Below are 15,231 nucleotides of genomic sequence, written 5' to 3'. Positions count from 1 at the left end.
CGGCCGCATCGCTTATAGACCGGCGTTCTTGAGGCGGTTGACCTGACTGCGATAAACGCTGGTCGGGCTGGAACTGAAGAGGCCGCGCAGGCCGGCGATCTGGTTGACCTCGTCGAGATGGTTCCAACCGTAGTCGTCGCGGATCACCTGGCCCCAATGCGAGGAGCAGCGCCCGACCAGGCCGTCGTTGGCTTCGCCGCCGAACAACAGGCCGCCGGCGACCATCGCCACGTCGGAGGCATCGAGCAGGTTGGTGCCGCGCGAAGTGCCGCCGAGCGAGTAATAGCGAATGCCGTTGACGCTTGCGGCGCCGGAACCGCAGGCGGTGGTCGGCGCGCCCTGCGGGTAGCGCGCGTTGAACCGCGCCGAACCTGCGCTTTCCAGCGCGGCCAAGGCGGCCAGCGAATCCTGGGGGTCGTCGCTGCCCGACAACAGGCCGATCAGGCCGGCGAAGGCGTTGACGAACGATGCGACCAGGGGCCGCAGCGGCGAGCCTTCGGGCAGGGTCGTGCCGACGAAATCGGCGACCTTGCTGCCGGCATGCGGCGAGCCGACCGAAGTCATCGACGCGACCAGATCGGGACGCACCGCCGCGACATAGCGCGCGGTCGGGCCGCCCTGGCTGTGGCCGATCAGATTGAACATGCCGTAACCGTGCAGGGCCTGCAGGTGTTCGAGCTGGTCGATCAGCGCCTCGCCGCGGACTTCGTTGGACTGGGTCGCGGCCACTTGCGCGACGTGCACGCGGGCGCCGCCGGCACGCAGGGCCTCGGGTATGCCGAACCAGTAACCGTAGACGCCGCCGATCGCATCGAAGCCGAACAGGCCGTGCACCAGCACCACCGGGTAGCGGGTCCGGGTGTAATCGTCGGCCGATGCCGGGGCCACCCCGGCCAGCAACAGACAGGCCAGCAGCAGCGGTGCGCGCAACAGGCGCCGGTAATGAACTCGCGACATGATCCCTCCGATCGTGGGTGGACGTCGGCAGGCACCGACGGCCCGACTGTACGAACCGGTATGGTCAACACACGCCGCGCCGCACCATACGGCTACGAACTGTGATCCCGCCGTTAGAATCCGCCGTTTATCGCGCCTGGAGGGGCCTGCGATTGCTGCGCTGCACCCAAATCTGCGCCGAGTCGCCCTGCCGCCGGCCATGGGCCCCTCGCCGCGGATCGCCGGCTTGGCCGACAATCCCCGCTTCGTCGTCAGCATCGGAACCCCATGGGCCCGCAACGCATCGTCTGCCTCACCGAAGAGCCCACCGAAACCCTGTACCTGCTCGGCGAACAACACCGCATCGTCGGCATCAGCGGGTTCACCGTGCGGCCGGCGATCGCGCGCAAGGAAAAACCCAAGGTCAGCGCCTTCACCAGCGCCAAGATCGGCGAGATCCTCAAGCTGCAGCCCGACTTCGTGGTCGGCTTCTCCGACATCCAGGCCGAGATCGCCAGCGAGCTGATCAAGCACGGCATCGAAGTCTGGATCAGCAATCACCGCAGCGTCGCCGGGATCCTCGACTACATCCGCCGCCTCGGCGCCCTGGTCGGCGCCGGCGACCGCGCCGATGCCCTCGCCGCCGACTACGAGCGGCGCATCGCCGAGGCGCAGGCGCGCGCCGCGGCGATGCCGCGCCGGCCGCGGGTGTACTTCGAGGAGTGGGACACGCCGCCGATCACCGGCATCCGCTGGGTCTCGGAGCTAGTCGGCATCGCCGGCGGCGACGACGTCTTTCCCGAACGCGCGGCGATGCCGCTGGCGCGCGACCGGATCCTGGCCGATCCGCTCGAAGTGGTGCGGCGCGCGCCGGACCTGATCCTTGGCAGTTGGTGTGGCAAGAAATTCCGCCCCGAACAGGTGGCCGCGCGCGAGGGCTGGGACGCGATCCCCGCGGTGCGCGACGGCGAACTGCACGAGATCAAGTCGCCGATCATCCTGCAGCCCGGCCCGGCCGCGCTGACCGCGGGCTTGGACGCCCTGAGCGGCATCATCCAGGCCTGGTCGGCCAAACAGCGCTGACACCGCTGAGCGCGCGCCGAACGCGCGTTTGCACCGCGGCGCGGGCGGTGCGAAGGTGCCGGCCATGGCCAAGCCCATCCGCATCGTCTATGCCCGCGAACCGACGATCGAGGTCGCCGAGTTCCGGCAGGTGCTCGAACGTTCCGGCCTCGGCACCATCCGTCCGGTCGCCGACGAGCCGCGCCTGCAGGCGATGCTGTCGGCCGCGAACCTGATCGTCACCGCGCGCCTGGACCGGGCCGATGCCACTCTGGTCGGCGTGGCCCGCTGCGTCACCGATTTTTCCTGGTGCTGTTATCTGTCGGAACTGGCGGTGTCGGCTTCGGCGCAGGGGCTCGGCATCGGCAAAGGCCTGCTCGACGAAGTCCGCCGTCAAGTCGGGCCGAGCGTCAGCGTGGTCCTGGCCTCGGTGCCGGATGCGGTCGGTTTCTACGAACGCGCCGGCATGGCGCGGATGCAGGACACCTTCTGGTACAAGCGCGAGCACTGATGCGCGCGGCGCGAGCCTGCCGCGCGCACTGCAGCGGCAAGCGTCACGGATACAGCATCCGCTTGTTCCAGTCGCCGGCGCGGTCGCATTCGTAGGACCAACGCTCGTGCAGGCGGAAGTCGGCGCCGTACCAGAACTCGATCTTCTCGGCGCGCACGCGCAGGCCGGTCCAACGCGGCGGACGCGGCACGTCGCGGCCCTCGAACTGCAGTTCGGTCTGGGCCAGACGTTGCTCGAAGGTCTCGCGGTCGGCCAGGGTTTCGGACTGCTTCGAGGCCCAGGCGCCGAGCTGGCTGCCGCGCGCGCGGGTGGCGAAATAAGCATCGGCCTCGGCCTCGCCGACCACTTCCACCGAACCCTCGATGCGCACCTGCACGCCGTGGCGCACGCGCGGCCAATGGAACAACAGCGCCGCATGCGGGTTGGCCTGCAATTCGCGGCCCTTGCGCCCGTCCAGATGGGTATAGAAGACGAAACCGCGCGCGTCATGGGCCTTCAGCAGCACCGTGCGCGCCGACGGCCGCGCATCGAGCGAGGCGGTGGCGACGGTCATCGCGGTCGGGTCGGGCTCGCCGGCGATGAAGGCTTCTTCGAACAGCGTGTCGAAGGTGGCGAGGGCTTCGTTGAGCAGGTCGGGGGTCGTGGTCATTGCGCTATTGTGAGCCGATGTCGACGCGCCTGCATCCGTCAGCCCTATCCGGTAAAGCGCCAGGCCACGAGCGGGCCGCAGCGGCCGGCTTTGAACCGGCTGGCTTCGAACCGGCTGGCTTCGCACCGGCCGGCTTTGAACCGGCCTGCGTCGCCCACGTGCTCGACGACGCGCTTGCCGCGAACGCCCGCATCTACGCCATCTGCGGCCTGCAGGGCAGCGGCAAATCGACGCTGGCGGCGCAGGTGGCGGCGCTCGCGCGCTCGCGGGGGTTGCGCGTGGCGGTGTTGTCGATCGACGACTTCTATCTCGGCCGGCGCGAACGCCTGCGCCTGGGCCGCGAGGTCCATCCACTGCTGGCCACGCGCGGGCCGCCGGGCACCCACGACGTCGATCTGGCCTGCGATGTGCTCGACCGCTTGCGCGCCGGCGCCGCGGTGCGCTGGCCGCGCTTCGACAAGTTGCGCGATACGCGGGTCGTGCCGTCGCGTTGGGCACAGGCCGAAGCCGTCGACCTGACCCTGTTCGAAGGCTGGTTCCTGAAGACGCCGATGCAGACTGCGGCCGAACTGGTCGCACCGATCAATGCGCTCGAACGCGATGAGGACGGCGACGGCCACTGGCGCGGCCACTGCAACGCCGCCTTGGGCCGCGACTATCCGGCGCTGTGGTCGCGGCTGGATCGCTTGCTGTTCCTGCAGCCGCCGGGTTTCGAGGTCGTCGCCGATTGGCGCTGGCAACAGGAATCCGCGATGCAGGCGCGGCGCCCTCGCCGCCAGGCGATGACGCGGGCGCAGGTGGAGCGCTTCGTAAGCCTGTTCGAACGGGTCAGCCGCCAGGCGCTGGCGCGGCTGCCGCAGATCGCCGACGCGAGCCTGCGCCTGGATGCCTCGCGACGGGTTCTCTCAGCCGCGAACCCGCAGTGACGCGGCGAGTGACGAAGCGACGGCAATGCCGGCTTCGTCACTCCCGATCGGTCGCAGCGGTCGCGCTTACTTCACGACGAACGTCACTTTCAGGTTGACTCGCCATTCGGTGATGTTGCCGGAACCGTCGGTGACCACCTTGACGTCGTTGACCCAGGCGCCCTGGATGTTCTTGACCGACTCGGCACATTTGGCCAGGCCGGTCTTGACCGCGTCCTCGATGCCGATGGTGGACGAGGTATTGAGTTCGATGACTTTGGCGACCGCCATGTCTTTCTCCTGATGGGTGCTGCGAATGGGACGTCCCGGAGGACCGCCCGCCGCCTGCGCGGCGACGGAGATCCGAGCCTAGGCCGGTGCCTGTTAAGACGACGCAAGCACCGTCGCACGGGCGCCCTACTGCGTGCCCTACAATCGGGGCATGAACCCCGCCAGCAACCTGATCCTGGTCGGCCCCATGGGCGCCGGCAAGACCTGCATCGGCAAACGCCTCGCCGAGCATTTCGGCCTGCGCCTGGCCGATGCCGACCGCGAGATCGAGCAACGCACCGGCAGCAGCGTGGCGGCGATCTTCGAACACGAAGGCGAAGCCGGTTTCCGCGCCCGCGAAAGCGCGGTGCTGGCCGAGCTGCTCGCAGGCGACGGCCTGCTGCTCGCCACCGGCGGCGGCGCCGTGCTCGCCGCCGACAATCGGCGCTTGCTGCGCGAACGCGGTTTCGTGGTGCAGTTGCTGGTCACCGTCGAGCAACAGCTCGAACGCCTGGCCCAGGACCGCAGCCGCCCCCTGCTCGCCGGCAGCAACCGCGAGCAGGTGCTGCGCACGCTGGCCGAGCAACGCGCGCCGCTGTATGCGCAAGTCGCCGACCTGCGCTTCGACACCGGCGCGCTGACCTCGGCCGAGGCCGCGACCCAGCTCGCCGAGCAACTCGATCGGCTCTGGCGACGCCCGCACGCCTCGTCGCCGCCCCATCCTTATTCCGGAGTCAACGCATGAGCGCGATACGCAGGGTCGAAGTATCGGGCGGGACCACCTACAGCATCGAGATCGGCGCCGGCCTGCTCGACGACGGCGCACGCCTGGCGCGCACCGTGCGCGGACGCCACGCGCTGATCGTCAGCGACGAAAACGTCGCCCCGCTCTACCTCGCCCGCGTCGAGGCCGCCCTGCATGCGGCCAGGCCGGGCCTGAGCGTGGCGCATTTCGTGATCCCACCCGGCGAACACGAAAAGACCCTGGCGCGGTTCGGCGAATGCCTGGCCGCACTCGCCGCGCTCGGCGCCACCCGCGACGCCAGCGTGATCGCGCTCGGCGGCGGCGTGGTCGGCGACCTGGCCGGCTTCGCCGCGGCCTGCTGGATGCGCGGCATCGACTGCGTACAGGTGCCGACCACCTTGTTGGCGATGGTCGACTCCTCGGTCGGCGGCAAGACCGCGGTCGACCTGCCCAGCGGCAAGAACCTGGTCGGCGCCTTCCATCCGCCGCGCGCGGTGATCGCCGACACCACCGCCTTGCGCAGCCTGCCCGATCGCGAACTGCGCGCCGGCCTGGCCGAAGTGGTGAAGTACGGCGCGATCTTCGACGCCAGTTTTCTGGATTGGCTGGAGGCGCACGCGGAGGCCTTGCTGGCCCGCGACGACGAGGCCCTGGCCGAAGCGGTCGCGCGCAGTTGCCGCTACAAGGCCGACGTGGTCGCACGCGATCTGTACGAACACGGCGACCGCGCCATGCTCAATTTCGGCCACACCTTCGGCCACGCGATCGAAACCGAACAAGGCTATGCCGGCACCCGCGGCGATGGCCTCAACCACGGCGAAGCGGTCGCGGTCGGCATGGTGTTGGCGGCGCGTTTGTCGGCGGCGCTCGGACGCGCGAGTCCGGCCGACGTCGATCGCCTGAAGCATTTGCTGGAGCGGCTGGACCTGCCGACCTCGATTCCCGACGGCCTGGCGCCGCAAGCCTTGCTGGAACGCATGCGCCTGGACAAGAAGGCCGACGCCGCCGGCCTGCGTTTCATCCTGTGGGACAAGGCTGGCGCGGCGCGGATCGTCGCGGGCGTGCTCGACGACGCGGTGCTGTCGGTGCTCGCCGCCGGTTGATCGCACCACGCGGGTGCGGCTCGATAGCGGCCGCACCCGCCTTCTTCAGCCTTGAGAACAAATCGTCGTCCGGCAAAAGCGGACTTTCAGCGTCTTGCCTCGGCGAAACCCTGGGTATTCGGCTCCGCCGAAGCGAAGCGGAGCCCGCCTTCGCGGGAACGACGGCAGCTAAGTTTCGCGGGCGATCTTCCAATGCCCTCGCGGGAACGACAGCGGGAAAGTTCCCCTCATCTGCGTCCAACGCCCCGCATCCAGCGCTTGGCTCAGGGCCAACCGACGGCGTGTTGCAGATACTCGATATGCCCGGGCAGCAGCTCGGCGACGTAGAGCGTGGTGAGGATCGGATGATTCCCCCAGACGATCCCGCAACGCGTATTGACCGGGTTCACGCCGGCATCGCGTTGAGTGTATTGGACCGCCGGGTTATCCGGCGCGCCGACGTTGTTCGCCAAGCCCAAAGCCCAATGCTCCCAAGTCCGCCAACCGTCCGAGGCCATGACGATGGAATACTGTGTCGGCGCGGCTCCGCCGTTGCCCGATAAGGTCAGGCCGCTGAGGATCATGCACAGGCGCGCGAGCGCACGCGTGCAGGCCTGTTTCGCGGCGGCGCTGCCGGGCGCGGCATCGTTGCCGGCGGTGGCGGCGTTCGCCGCGAGAATCTGCGCTTGCGCATCGGCCGCGGCGTTGCCGAAGCTGTCGTGGACCCAGTCGACGAACCCCGGATTGAGCACGAAGTCTTCGGCCTCGGCATCGAACGACCACGCCTGGTCGAAGATCGTCGGCGGCGTGTTGGCGGCATGCCCGCCCGGGCCGCCGAACAATGCATAGCCCCAGCACGGCGCATCGGGATAAGGATCGGGCCAATCGGGATCGAGCTCGGTGCCGGCACCGAGGTTGTTGCTGGCGAGTCCTTGCAGTTGTGCGGCGGTCAATACGGGCATCGGGGCGGGCTCCTGGCGGTCGGGACGAGATCGAAAGCGGTGCGCTCGCAACGAACGGCCCGCCTGCATCCACTGCCCGAACTAACGCAGCCGCGCCGCCCCTGTGAACCCCGTCGCGGCGCGCCGCCGCGCTTCACAACACCCCCGCCCTCACGTTTCCAGATGTGCACCGCCCGCGCTGAGGATCGGCACCGCATGGCCTTGAACCCCCTCGAACTGCTGCTTCTGCACAACGCCCTGACCCGGCCCTCGCCCGCGACGGATGCGGCGGGCGCCGGCCAGCCCACTTCCGCACAACCCGCCGTCACCACCAAGGAGCCGTCCATGGCCAACCAGTTCGAATTCCTCGACAAGCATTTCGAGCCCACCGACCTACCCGAGATCGCCGCGCAGGCCGCCTACGAGCGCTTCGGCAACTACCCGAACGCGCGCACCAGCACGGTGATATTCAACGTGAACTGGAGCGCGCTCACCGACGCGATCAAGCATGCGGTGCTGAACTACACCAACGGCGGCGTCTACGACAGCTCGGCCTTCGCCACCCTGAACGCCAACGGCAATCAGTGGAACATCGTCGTGACCGGCCTGCAGTACGTGAACGCCTCGCGCACCATCGTGCGCGGCCGGCCGGAGTACGAAATCAACGAGTACAACAACGGCTCGGTCTTCATCAAGGCCGAGGCGCTCGGCGCGCAGTTGCTCGGCGAGATCGTGCATCTGGACACCGGTTTCGGCACCTGGGTGCAGCAGGTCCAACTCAAGAACCCGCCGTCGTTCTGAAGTCGCCGAGCCACCGACAGACGAAGCCCCGCCTGGGCGGGGCTTCGCATTGCAAGGCCGCACATCGCCAGACCGGCTCGAACCCGGGCCGGGTCCGGGCGGCGGCAGCGGTCCTCAGGCGGCGGCTTTGTTGCGTGCCCGTGCGCGCTGGTTCGAGGCATGCGGGTTGTCGAGGTAGGGCACCGCGCCGGTGTGCAGCGCATCGATCCATTCGTCGGTGCTCAGCACCGCGGCGAAGCGGCTTTGGAACACCACGCTGAACACGCGGTGGATCTCCTCGGCGCTGGCATAGCCGGCGCTGTTCTCGTACGACAGCGAACCGCTGGCGTCGTGCAGGAACTCCACGTTCAAGTTCAGATGCGCGGCCTCGAACACCGTGGACGCGTCGCAGTTGTGGGTCATGTAGCCGATCACGCTGAGGGTATCGATGCCGTTGCGCTCGATCCACTGTTTGAAGTCGGTGCCGGTGAACACGCTCGGAAAGTTCTTCTCGATGTAGTGATCGCGCGGGCGGCTGGCGACGACGTCGTTGAGTTCCCAGCCCGGGGTGCCCTTGTCGAACACCGGCGAGCCGGCCGGCGCGGTGTTCTGCACCACCACTACCGGCGCCCCGGCGGCGCGCGCGGCGTCCATGGCGCGGCCGATGTTGGGCAGGGTCTTGGCGACCGGCGGGTATTCGATCGGCAGGCCGTCGGCGAAATAGTCGTTCTGGACATCGATGACGACCAGGGCGCGTTTGCGGCTGTTGGACGAAGCGTTCATGAGTGGTCTCCGGGGAAGGGGTGGCTGCGAAGTGGGCTCATTGTTCGTCTTTGCCGATCCGGCCGATACTGGCCCGAATGACAATATTCGATAGGATCGGGCCATGTAGAATCAGGCCATGAACGAATCCGCTGCATCCCGCCGCCTGGCCGTGGTCGCCTTCGACCGCATCAGCCCCTTCCACCTGTCGGTGCCCTGCCTGGTGTTCGACAACCGCGAAGGCGACCGCGACCTAGACCTGCCGCAGTTCGACCTGCGCGTCTGCGCCGCCGAGCCCGGCCGCCTGCGCACCCGCGCCGGTTTCAGCATCGAGACGCGCTACGGCCTGCAGGCGTTGCGCAGCGCCGACACGATCATCGTGCCGTCCTGGCGGGACGCCGACGAACGCCCGCCGGAACCTCTGCTCAAAGCCTTGCGCGGCGCCCACGCGCGCGGCGCGCGCATCGTCGGCCTGTGCCTGGGCGCCTACGTGTTGGCCGAAGCCGGCCTGCTCGACGGTCGCCGCGCGACCACGCACTGGCATTGGAGCGAGCACTTCGCCGCGCGCTATCCGCAGGTCGCTCTGCAACGCGATGTGCTCTATGTCGACGACGAACGCATCACCACCTCGGCCGGCACCGCCGCGGCGCTGGATTGCTGCCTGCACTTGCTGCGCGGCATGCACGGCGCCGAGATCGCCAACCGCGTCGCCCGCCGCCTGGTGGTCGCGCCGCACCGCCAGGGCGGGCAGGCCCAGTACATCGAACAACCCTTGCCGGCCTCCGCTCAGGACGACCGGCTGGCCGCGGTGCTGGCCTGGGTGCTGGCCCACCTGGACCGGCCGCACAGCCTGGACGCCCTGGCCGAACGCGCGCTGATGAGCCGGCGCACCTTCACCCGCCGCTTCCGCGACAGCACCGGCACCACGGTCGGGCAATGGCTGACCGGCCAACGCCTGGCGCGCGCGCAACGCCTGCTGGAAACCAGCGATGCCAGCCTGGACACGATCGCCGCCGAGACCGGCTTCGGCACCCCGGCCTCTCTGCGCCAACACTTCGCCGCCCAGCTCGGCACCTCGCCCTCGGCCTACCGACGCGGTTTCCGCGGCGCCTGAAAGTACCGCCGACGCAACGCTCCGGCGTGCGGACCGCGACAACCGGCCCGCTCGGCGCGGGCCCCGCAACCGCTACAATCGCCGGGTGCGCCTCCTTCTCCAACAACGGCCGGAAGGCCGCGAAGCCCCCCGCTTCGTACAGCTGATGCTGCAGCCCGACTTGCTCGGCGGCTGGACGCTGGTGCGCGAAACCGGCCAGATCGGCGGCCGCAGCACGGTCCGGCGCGAGCAGTTCATGGACCACGACAGCGCCCTGGCGGCGCTGGAACAGGCCCGCGACCAACAGCTCAAGCGCGGCTTCCACCTGATGTTCTCGCAGGGCGCCGAAGCGCCGCGATGAGGCTTTCCGTGGTTCGGTCCGATCGGGCGGGAACAGCAAATCCCCCCTGCCCCCCTTTTACCAAGGGGGGAACGGCGTGTGGTTGCGACGAGATCAAACTCCCTCCCTTGATCTCTTCCCCCTTTGCAAAAGGGGGATTGAGGGGGATTTGCTCCAGGCAGCCGCGGCCGTCCCTCCACGCCCCTAATCTCCCGCGCAGCCCCGCCGGCTCGCCGCATTCCATCTTTCCCTCCCATTGACGGCGTACTTCGCCACGGTTCTCTCATGTCCAATCCCTCTCCCGTCAACGACCGCTTCCTGCGCGCATTGCGTCGCCAACCCGTCGACCGCACGCCGGTCTGGCTGATGCGCCAGGCCGGCCGCTATCTGCCGGAATACCGCGCCACCCGCGCCCAGGCCGGCAGCTTCCTCAACCTGGCCAAGAACCCGGAGCTGGCCTGCGAGGTCACCCTGCAGCCGCTGCGCCGGTTTCCGCTCGATGCGGCGATCCTGTTCTCCGACATCCTGACCGTGCCCGATGCGATGGGCCTGGGCCTGTATTTCGCCGACGGCGAAGGCCCGAAGTTCGAGCGCCCGATCCGCTCCACCGCCGACATCGACCGCCTTGCCGTGCCCGACATGGGCAAGGAACTGCGCTACGTGATGGATGCGGTCGGCACGATCCGCCGCGAATTGAACGGCTCGGTACCGTTGATCGGTTTCTCCGGCAGCCCGTGGACGCTGGCCTGCTACATGGTCGAAGGCGGCGGCAGCGACAACTACTCGAAGGTGAAGTCGCTCGCCCTCAACGATCCGGCGGCGATGCACCGTCTGCTGAGCGTGGTCACCGACGCGGTGATCGAGTACCTCAAGGCCCAGCACGCCAGCGGCGCGCAGGCGCTGCAAGTGTTCGACACCTGGGGCGGCGTGTTGTCGCCGTCGATGTACCGCGAGTTCTCGTTGCGCTATCTGCAACGCATCGCCGCCGAACTGCCGCGCGGCGAAGGCGACGAACGCGCGCCGCTGATCCTGTTCGGCAAGGGCAACGATCCGTATATCGAAGACCTCGCCGCCAGCGGCGCGGAAGCGGTGGGTGTGGACTGGACCATCGGCCTGGGCGACACCGCGCGCCGCATCGGCGGCCAGGTCGCGATCCAGGGCAACCTGGATCCGGTCACCTTGTACGCCACGCCGGAAACGATCCGCGGCGAAGTCGGCCGCGCGCTCGACGATTACCGCGACGGCAACGGCGGCTCGCGCGAGGGCCACGTCTTCAATCTCGGCCACGGCATGTCGCCGGACATGCAGCCCGAGCACGTCGCGGCGATGGTAGCGGCGGTGCACGAGCTGAGCGCGCGCTGAGGCTCGTTCGATCGGTGAGGGTTCGCGCCGACCTGGTGCCCTCACCCCAACCTCTCTCCCGTGAACGGGAGAGGGGCTAAGCGCAGTCGTCCAGGCTGAACTCAGCCGCCCGTCTTGCGCGACAGCACCGCGTCCATGGCTTCGCGCAGCAGGGTGCCGGTCACCGGCTTGCGCAGGAAACGATCGAAACCGGCCGCAGTGGCCTGCGGTTCGGCGTCGGCATCGGCGCGTGCGGTCACCGCGATCAAGGGCTGCGCGAAACCCTGCGAGCGCAGCTGGCGGGCCAGATCGAGGCCGTTGATGCCGGGCAGGTCGAGATCGAGCAAGGCCAGGTCGAAATGCCCGGTCGCCACTTCCGTCAACGCCGCCAGACCGTTGCCGACATGGGCGACGCGATGCCCCTGCGCGCGCAACAGGCCGGCGATGACTTCGGCGACGGTCGCATCGTCTTCGACGAGCAACAGCGACAGCGGCGCGGCATAGGCGATCGACGCGGATTCGTCGTGCCTGCGCAGCGGCGGCGCGACGTTCTGCAACGGCAGGTCGAAGACGAAACGCGCGCCCTGCCCCGGTTCGCTGTAGACGGTGATGTGGCCGTCCATCGCCGCCGCCAGTTCCTGGCAGATCGCCAACCCCAGGCCGCTGCCGCCGTAGCGCGCCGCGGTGCGGGCGCCGTCGCCTTGTTCGAAGCGGCGGAACAATCGGTTCTTCTGTTCTTCGTTGAGGCCGGGGCCGGTGTCGGCGATCTCGAAGCGCACGCCCTGCGGCTGCAACGCTTCCACGCGCAGACTGACCTTGCCTTCGTCGGTGAACTTGATCGCGTTGCCGAGCAGGTTGAGCAGGATCTGACAGACCCGGCTGACGTCGCCGCGCAAACCCGCCGGCGCGCCCGATGAGATGTCGATCTCGAACGCGAGGCGGCGTTGGCGCGCCAGCGGCGCCATCAGATTGCTGGCTTCCTCGACCAGCGCACGCAGGTCGAAGGCTTCGTCGGCGAGTTCGAGCTTGCCCGATTCGATCCGCGCCAGGTCCAACGCGTCGTTGACCAGGCGCAGCAAGTGCTCGCCGGCGCGACGCACCGCCAGGGTGTAGCTGCGCTGGCGGTCGTCGAGCGGGGTGTCGAGCAGGAGTTCGCTCATGCCGAGCACGCCGGTCATCGGCGTGCGCACTTCATGGCCGAGGGTGGCGAGGAAGCGAGTCTTGGCGAGCGAAGCCTGCTTGGCGACTTCGCGTTCGTGTTCGGCGCGTTGCCAGGCCAGGCGGCGGCGCGCACGCCGCCGGTAGGCGAACCAGAGCAGGCCGAGCAGCGACAGCACCAGGGCGATGAAGCCGGTGATCGCCCAGGGGCTCCACCACCACGGCGAATCGACATGGAAAGCGATGACCTGCACCGGCGTCCACACGTTGTCGGCACTCTTGGCCTTCACTTCCAGGCGGTAGTCGCCGGGCGCGAGTTGCGAGAAGCTGCGTTCGCCGCTGGCGCCTACATCGACCCAACCGGGATCGTAGTTGCTGAGCCGGAACCGGTAACGGTTGGTTTGTGCATTGTTGAACGACAACAGCCGCGCCACGATGCGCAGGTCGCGATCGCCGTCGGCGATCGTAATGGGCGCGATGCCGTCGGCGATCGTAATCGGATGGATGCCGTCGACCGTCGCTACGGGAGGAACGCCATCGGACCAAATCCCTTCGAACGCGATCGGTGCGCGCTCGACAGCAGCGACCGCGGCCGCCGCATTCGCCACCGGAAACGCGATGCGCTCGTTGCGCCGCCGCACTTCGATGGTCTCGATGATCAGCGGCGGTGCGCGGTCGATCGGCCGCACCACCGCCGGATCGAACAGGATCAGGCCTTCCGGGCTGCCGACCAGGATGCGGCCGTCGCTCGGACGCGCCCGCGGCCGTTCCAGAAATTCCTGGCTCGGCAAACCGTCCTTGACCCCGTACACGCGTACCGAACGCTGTTGCGGGTCGACCCGCACCAGGCCGCGCGTGGTGGTCATCCAGACCAAGCCGGCGCTATCGACGATCAGGCCGCGCGCTTCGGTCAACGGCAGACCGGCGCGAGCGCCAAGACTCGACTCGCGTTGCAGGCGCACGCCGTCCCAGCGATAGGCCTCCAGCGTGCCGAAACCGGCCGCCCACACCCGCGTGCGCCCTTCGAAGGCGAAGGCATGCACCGGCTGCCTCGGCGAACCCGACACCGCTTCGAAGCGGCGCGCGGCGGCGTCCCAGCGCCACAATCCCTGCGAACTGGAAACCCACAAAGCGCCATCGGGGCCGTTACCACTTTGTTCGAGGACCGCGTCCTTCGGCAGCCCGCGCTCGCCAAAGGCGAACGACTCGCGCACGCGACCGTCGAGATCGCGCGCCTGCAGATCGCCGTCGCTGCCGAGCAGCCAGATCAGACCTTGGCTTTCCACCAACTCGGCGGTGGTGCCGCCGATCGTCGGATCGCGGACGCTGTCCAGGCTCCAGTTCCGGTACGCGCCGGTGGCCGGATCGATGCGCGCCAGGCCGCCGTAATAAGTCACCCAGACCTGGCCGGCGCGATCCTGCAGCACCCGGTCCAGGCCGAGGTTGCCGCTGAATCCTTTGGCGACATGCACGACATGCCCGGTCTCCGGATCGAGGCGGTCGAGCACGCCGCCGCTGCCGACCAGCCACATGTCGCCGCCCTGCGCCGGGGCGATGCCGCGCACGCTGGCGTTGCCGAGGGTCGCGGGGTCGTCGATGCGCCGCGTCAGCACCGAGAACTGGCGCCAGTTCGGCGGCAGATACCACAGGCCGTGGCCGTTGCTGGCGAACCACAGGCCGCCCTCGCGATCCTCGTAGGCACCCGACCAGTTCGGCCGCACCAAGCCCTGGCTGGTGCTGCTGAACAAGGGCACGACCGCGACCCCTTCGGCGTTGCCGATGCCCAGGCCTTCGGGCAGATCGAACCAGTACTGGCCGCTGCGATCGCGGCGCAGCACGTCGATGATGGTCTTGCCGGGGGCGAAACGCGCCCACGGTTGCGCTTCGTAACGGCCGTTCGGACGGCGCACGCCGACGCCGTGCGGCGTGCCGAACCAGGCGGTGCCGTCGCTCTCGAAGGTGATGGTGTTAACGATGACCGAGGTCAGCGCCTTGTCGGGTACGCGCTCGAAATCGCGCCCGGTCCAACGCGCCGCGCCGGCCAGCGTACTCACCCACAGCGTGCCGTCGGGGGCGACGCTGAGATTGGCGATGCCGTCGCTGGGCAGGCTGCGCGGATCGCCTTCGCGGGCCACGTAACGGGTGATGCCGCCGTCGGCCGCCATCCGGTGCAGGCCGCCGTGGGCAGTGCCGAACCACAGCGCGCCGTCGGGCGTGGAGGCGATCGACCAGATGTTGTTGTCGCCCAGCGCCGGCGTATTGGCGCGGTCGTAGTAGCGGAACTGCTTGCGGTCGGCGTCGAGCATGGCCAGGCCGGACTGGCTGGTGCCGATCCAGACCCGGTTGCGCGCATCGACGTGCACTGCCCACAGGAAGTTGTCGCGCAGGCCTTGCTCGCGCCGCCAGACCCGGTAGCCGCTGCCGTCGTAACGGGCGAGGCCTTCGCTGGTGGCCAGCCACAGATAGCCTTGGCGATCTTCGGCGATACGGTTGACGGTGTTGGACGGCAGGCCGTCGGCCACCGTGAGCTGGCGCGGACGCGGCGTCTCGGGCAGGCCGGCCATGGCGGTCGAGATCAGGCCGGGCGACAACGCCACGCAGGACAGCGCCGCCACGGTCAGCGCGAACAGCCATCGAATAGTGCGCCGCATCCGAA

General features: G+C 68.8%; 15 protein-coding genes. 9 read left to right on the top strand and 6 right to left on the bottom strand.

Features of this window, described 5'->3' with window-relative positions:
* Window positions 1-12: 12 nt before the first annotated feature.
* A complete protein-coding gene (locus LC490_RS08405) occupies window positions 13-957 on the bottom strand; it encodes a triacylglycerol lipase (protein WP_223619879.1) in 945 nt (314 codons plus the stop codon).
* A 267-nt stretch (window positions 958-1,224) separates the two neighbouring features.
* Between LC490_RS08405 and LC490_RS08400 the strand changes: the two genes are divergently transcribed.
* Together LC490_RS08400 and LC490_RS08395 are read left to right on the top strand one after the other, a co-directional pair.
* Window positions 1,225-2,019, top strand: coding sequence for an ABC transporter substrate-binding protein (locus tag LC490_RS08400; protein ID WP_223619878.1), 795 nt, complete (start codon window positions 1,225-1,227; stop codon window positions 2,017-2,019).
* 64 nt (window positions 2,020-2,083) lie between these two features.
* Complete coding sequence (locus tag LC490_RS08395; RefSeq protein WP_223619877.1) at window positions 2,084-2,509, top strand: GNAT family N-acetyltransferase; 426 nt, start codon at window positions 2,084-2,086, stop codon at window positions 2,507-2,509.
* A 43-nt stretch (window positions 2,510-2,552) separates the two neighbouring features.
* Here the strand turns inward: LC490_RS08395 and pdxH are convergent, their stop codons facing one another.
* Window positions 2,553-3,158, bottom strand: a complete 606-nt coding sequence (gene pdxH / locus LC490_RS08390) for a pyridoxamine 5'-phosphate oxidase (protein ID WP_223619876.1) — start codon at window positions 3,156-3,158, stop codon at window positions 2,553-2,555.
* A 158-nt stretch (window positions 3,159-3,316) separates the two neighbouring features.
* Between pdxH and LC490_RS08385 the strand changes: the two genes are divergently transcribed.
* Window positions 3,317-4,084: a kinase gene (locus tag LC490_RS08385; protein WP_223619875.1), complete on the top strand. Its 768-nt coding sequence runs from the start codon at window positions 3,317-3,319 to the stop codon at window positions 4,082-4,084.
* 66 nt (window positions 4,085-4,150) lie between these two features.
* On the opposite strand, the gene LC490_RS08380 is transcribed toward LC490_RS08385, so the two are convergent.
* Window positions 4,151-4,354 carry a dodecin family protein gene (locus LC490_RS08380; RefSeq protein ID WP_031370969.1) on the bottom strand — a complete coding sequence of 68 codons (204 nt, stop codon included), beginning with the start codon at window positions 4,352-4,354 and terminating at the stop codon, window positions 4,151-4,153.
* A 151-nt stretch (window positions 4,355-4,505) separates the two neighbouring features.
* Between LC490_RS08380 and LC490_RS08375 the strand changes: the two genes are divergently transcribed.
* Both LC490_RS08375 and aroB read left to right on the top strand, forming a co-directional pair.
* On the top strand, window positions 4,506-5,078 hold the full coding sequence (locus tag LC490_RS08375) for a shikimate kinase (protein ID WP_223619874.1): 573 nt from the start codon (window positions 4,506-4,508) through the stop codon (window positions 5,076-5,078).
* Window positions 5,075-6,181, top strand: a complete 1,107-nt coding sequence (gene aroB / locus LC490_RS08370) for a 3-dehydroquinate synthase (protein WP_223619873.1) — start codon at window positions 5,075-5,077, stop codon at window positions 6,179-6,181. Before LC490_RS08375 ends, aroB begins: the two co-directional genes overlap by 4 nt.
* Before the next feature lie 263 nt (window positions 6,182-6,444).
* Here the strand turns inward: aroB and LC490_RS08365 are convergent, their stop codons facing one another.
* Window positions 6,445-7,122: a hypothetical protein gene (locus tag LC490_RS08365; RefSeq protein ID WP_031370972.1), complete on the bottom strand. Its 678-nt coding sequence runs from the start codon at window positions 7,120-7,122 to the stop codon at window positions 6,445-6,447.
* 195 nt (window positions 7,123-7,317) lie between these two features.
* Between LC490_RS08365 and LC490_RS08360 the strand changes: the two genes are divergently transcribed.
* The gene (locus LC490_RS08360) at window positions 7,318-7,902 is read left to right on the top strand and encodes a hypothetical protein (protein ID WP_223619872.1); all 585 of its coding nucleotides are present in this window, start codon (window positions 7,318-7,320) and stop codon (window positions 7,900-7,902) included.
* A 114-nt stretch (window positions 7,903-8,016) separates the two neighbouring features.
* Here the strand turns inward: LC490_RS08360 and LC490_RS08355 are convergent, their stop codons facing one another.
* The gene (locus LC490_RS08355; RefSeq protein ID WP_223619871.1) at window positions 8,017-8,664 is read right to left on the bottom strand and encodes a cysteine hydrolase family protein; all 648 of its coding nucleotides are present in this window, start codon (window positions 8,662-8,664) and stop codon (window positions 8,017-8,019) included.
* A gap of 118 nt (window positions 8,665-8,782) precedes the next feature.
* Between LC490_RS08355 and LC490_RS08350 the strand changes: the two genes are divergently transcribed.
* From LC490_RS08350 to hemE, 3 genes are all read left to right on the top strand, one after another.
* The gene (locus LC490_RS08350) at window positions 8,783-9,757 is read left to right on the top strand and encodes a helix-turn-helix domain-containing protein (protein ID WP_223619870.1); all 975 of its coding nucleotides are present in this window, start codon (window positions 8,783-8,785) and stop codon (window positions 9,755-9,757) included.
* A gap of 85 nt (window positions 9,758-9,842) precedes the next feature.
* Window positions 9,843-10,097 (top strand): WGR domain-containing protein, encoded by a 255-nt coding sequence (locus LC490_RS08345; protein WP_031370976.1) that lies wholly within the window; start codon window positions 9,843-9,845, stop codon window positions 10,095-10,097.
* Between the two features lie 264 nt (window positions 10,098-10,361).
* On the top strand, window positions 10,362-11,438 hold the full coding sequence (gene hemE, locus LC490_RS08340) for a uroporphyrinogen decarboxylase (protein ID WP_031370977.1): 1,077 nt from the start codon (window positions 10,362-10,364) through the stop codon (window positions 11,436-11,438).
* Window positions 11,439-11,539: 101 nt separating this feature from the next.
* On the opposite strand, the gene LC490_RS08335 is transcribed toward hemE, so the two are convergent.
* Complete coding sequence (locus LC490_RS08335) at window positions 11,540-15,226, bottom strand: ATP-binding protein (RefSeq protein ID WP_223619869.1); 3,687 nt, start codon at window positions 15,224-15,226, stop codon at window positions 11,540-11,542.
* Between the last annotated feature and the right edge of the window lie 5 nt (window positions 15,227-15,231).

Source organism: Lysobacter sp. ESA13C (assembly GCF_019970005.1).
In the GTDB taxonomy this organism is placed as follows: Bacteria; Pseudomonadota; Gammaproteobacteria; order Xanthomonadales; family Xanthomonadaceae; genus Lysobacter; species Lysobacter antibioticus_B.
This window is presented reverse-complemented; position numbering and strand designations above follow the sequence as displayed.

What these genes read in the sequence shown, in the direction of transcription:
- LC490_RS08405 (WP_223619879.1), bottom strand. Translation starts at nt 957, where the DNA reads ATGTCGCGAGTTCATTACCGGCGCCTGTTGCGCGCACCGCTGCTGCTG.
- LC490_RS08400 (WP_223619878.1), top strand. Translation starts at nt 1,225, where the DNA reads ATGGGCCCGCAACGCATCGTCTGCCTCACCGAAGAGCCCACCGAAACC.
- LC490_RS08395 (WP_223619877.1), top strand. Translation starts at nt 2,084, where the DNA reads ATGGCCAAGCCCATCCGCATCGTCTATGCCCGCGAACCGACGATCGAG.
- pdxH (WP_223619876.1), bottom strand. Translation starts at nt 3,158, where the DNA reads ATGACCACGACCCCCGACCTGCTCAACGAAGCCCTCGCCACCTTCGAC.
- LC490_RS08380 (WP_031370969.1), bottom strand. Translation starts at nt 4,354, where the DNA reads ATGGCGGTCGCCAAAGTCATCGAACTCAATACCTCGTCCACCATCGGC.
- LC490_RS08375 (WP_223619874.1), top strand. Translation starts at nt 4,506, where the DNA reads ATGAACCCCGCCAGCAACCTGATCCTGGTCGGCCCCATGGGCGCCGGC.
- aroB (WP_223619873.1), top strand. Translation starts at nt 5,075, where the DNA reads ATGAGCGCGATACGCAGGGTCGAAGTATCGGGCGGGACCACCTACAGC.
- LC490_RS08365 (WP_031370972.1), bottom strand. Translation starts at nt 7,122, where the DNA reads ATGCCCGTATTGACCGCCGCACAACTGCAAGGACTCGCCAGCAACAAC.
- LC490_RS08360 (WP_223619872.1), top strand. Translation starts at nt 7,318, where the DNA reads ATGGCCTTGAACCCCCTCGAACTGCTGCTTCTGCACAACGCCCTGACC.
- LC490_RS08355 (WP_223619871.1), bottom strand. Translation starts at nt 8,664, where the DNA reads ATGAACGCTTCGTCCAACAGCCGCAAACGCGCCCTGGTCGTCATCGAT.
- LC490_RS08350 (WP_223619870.1), top strand. Translation starts at nt 8,783, where the DNA reads ATGAACGAATCCGCTGCATCCCGCCGCCTGGCCGTGGTCGCCTTCGAC.
- hemE (WP_031370977.1), top strand. Translation starts at nt 10,362, where the DNA reads ATGTCCAATCCCTCTCCCGTCAACGACCGCTTCCTGCGCGCATTGCGT.
- LC490_RS08335 (WP_223619869.1), bottom strand. Translation starts at nt 15,226, where the DNA reads ATGCGGCGCACTATTCGATGGCTGTTCGCGCTGACCGTGGCGGCGCTG.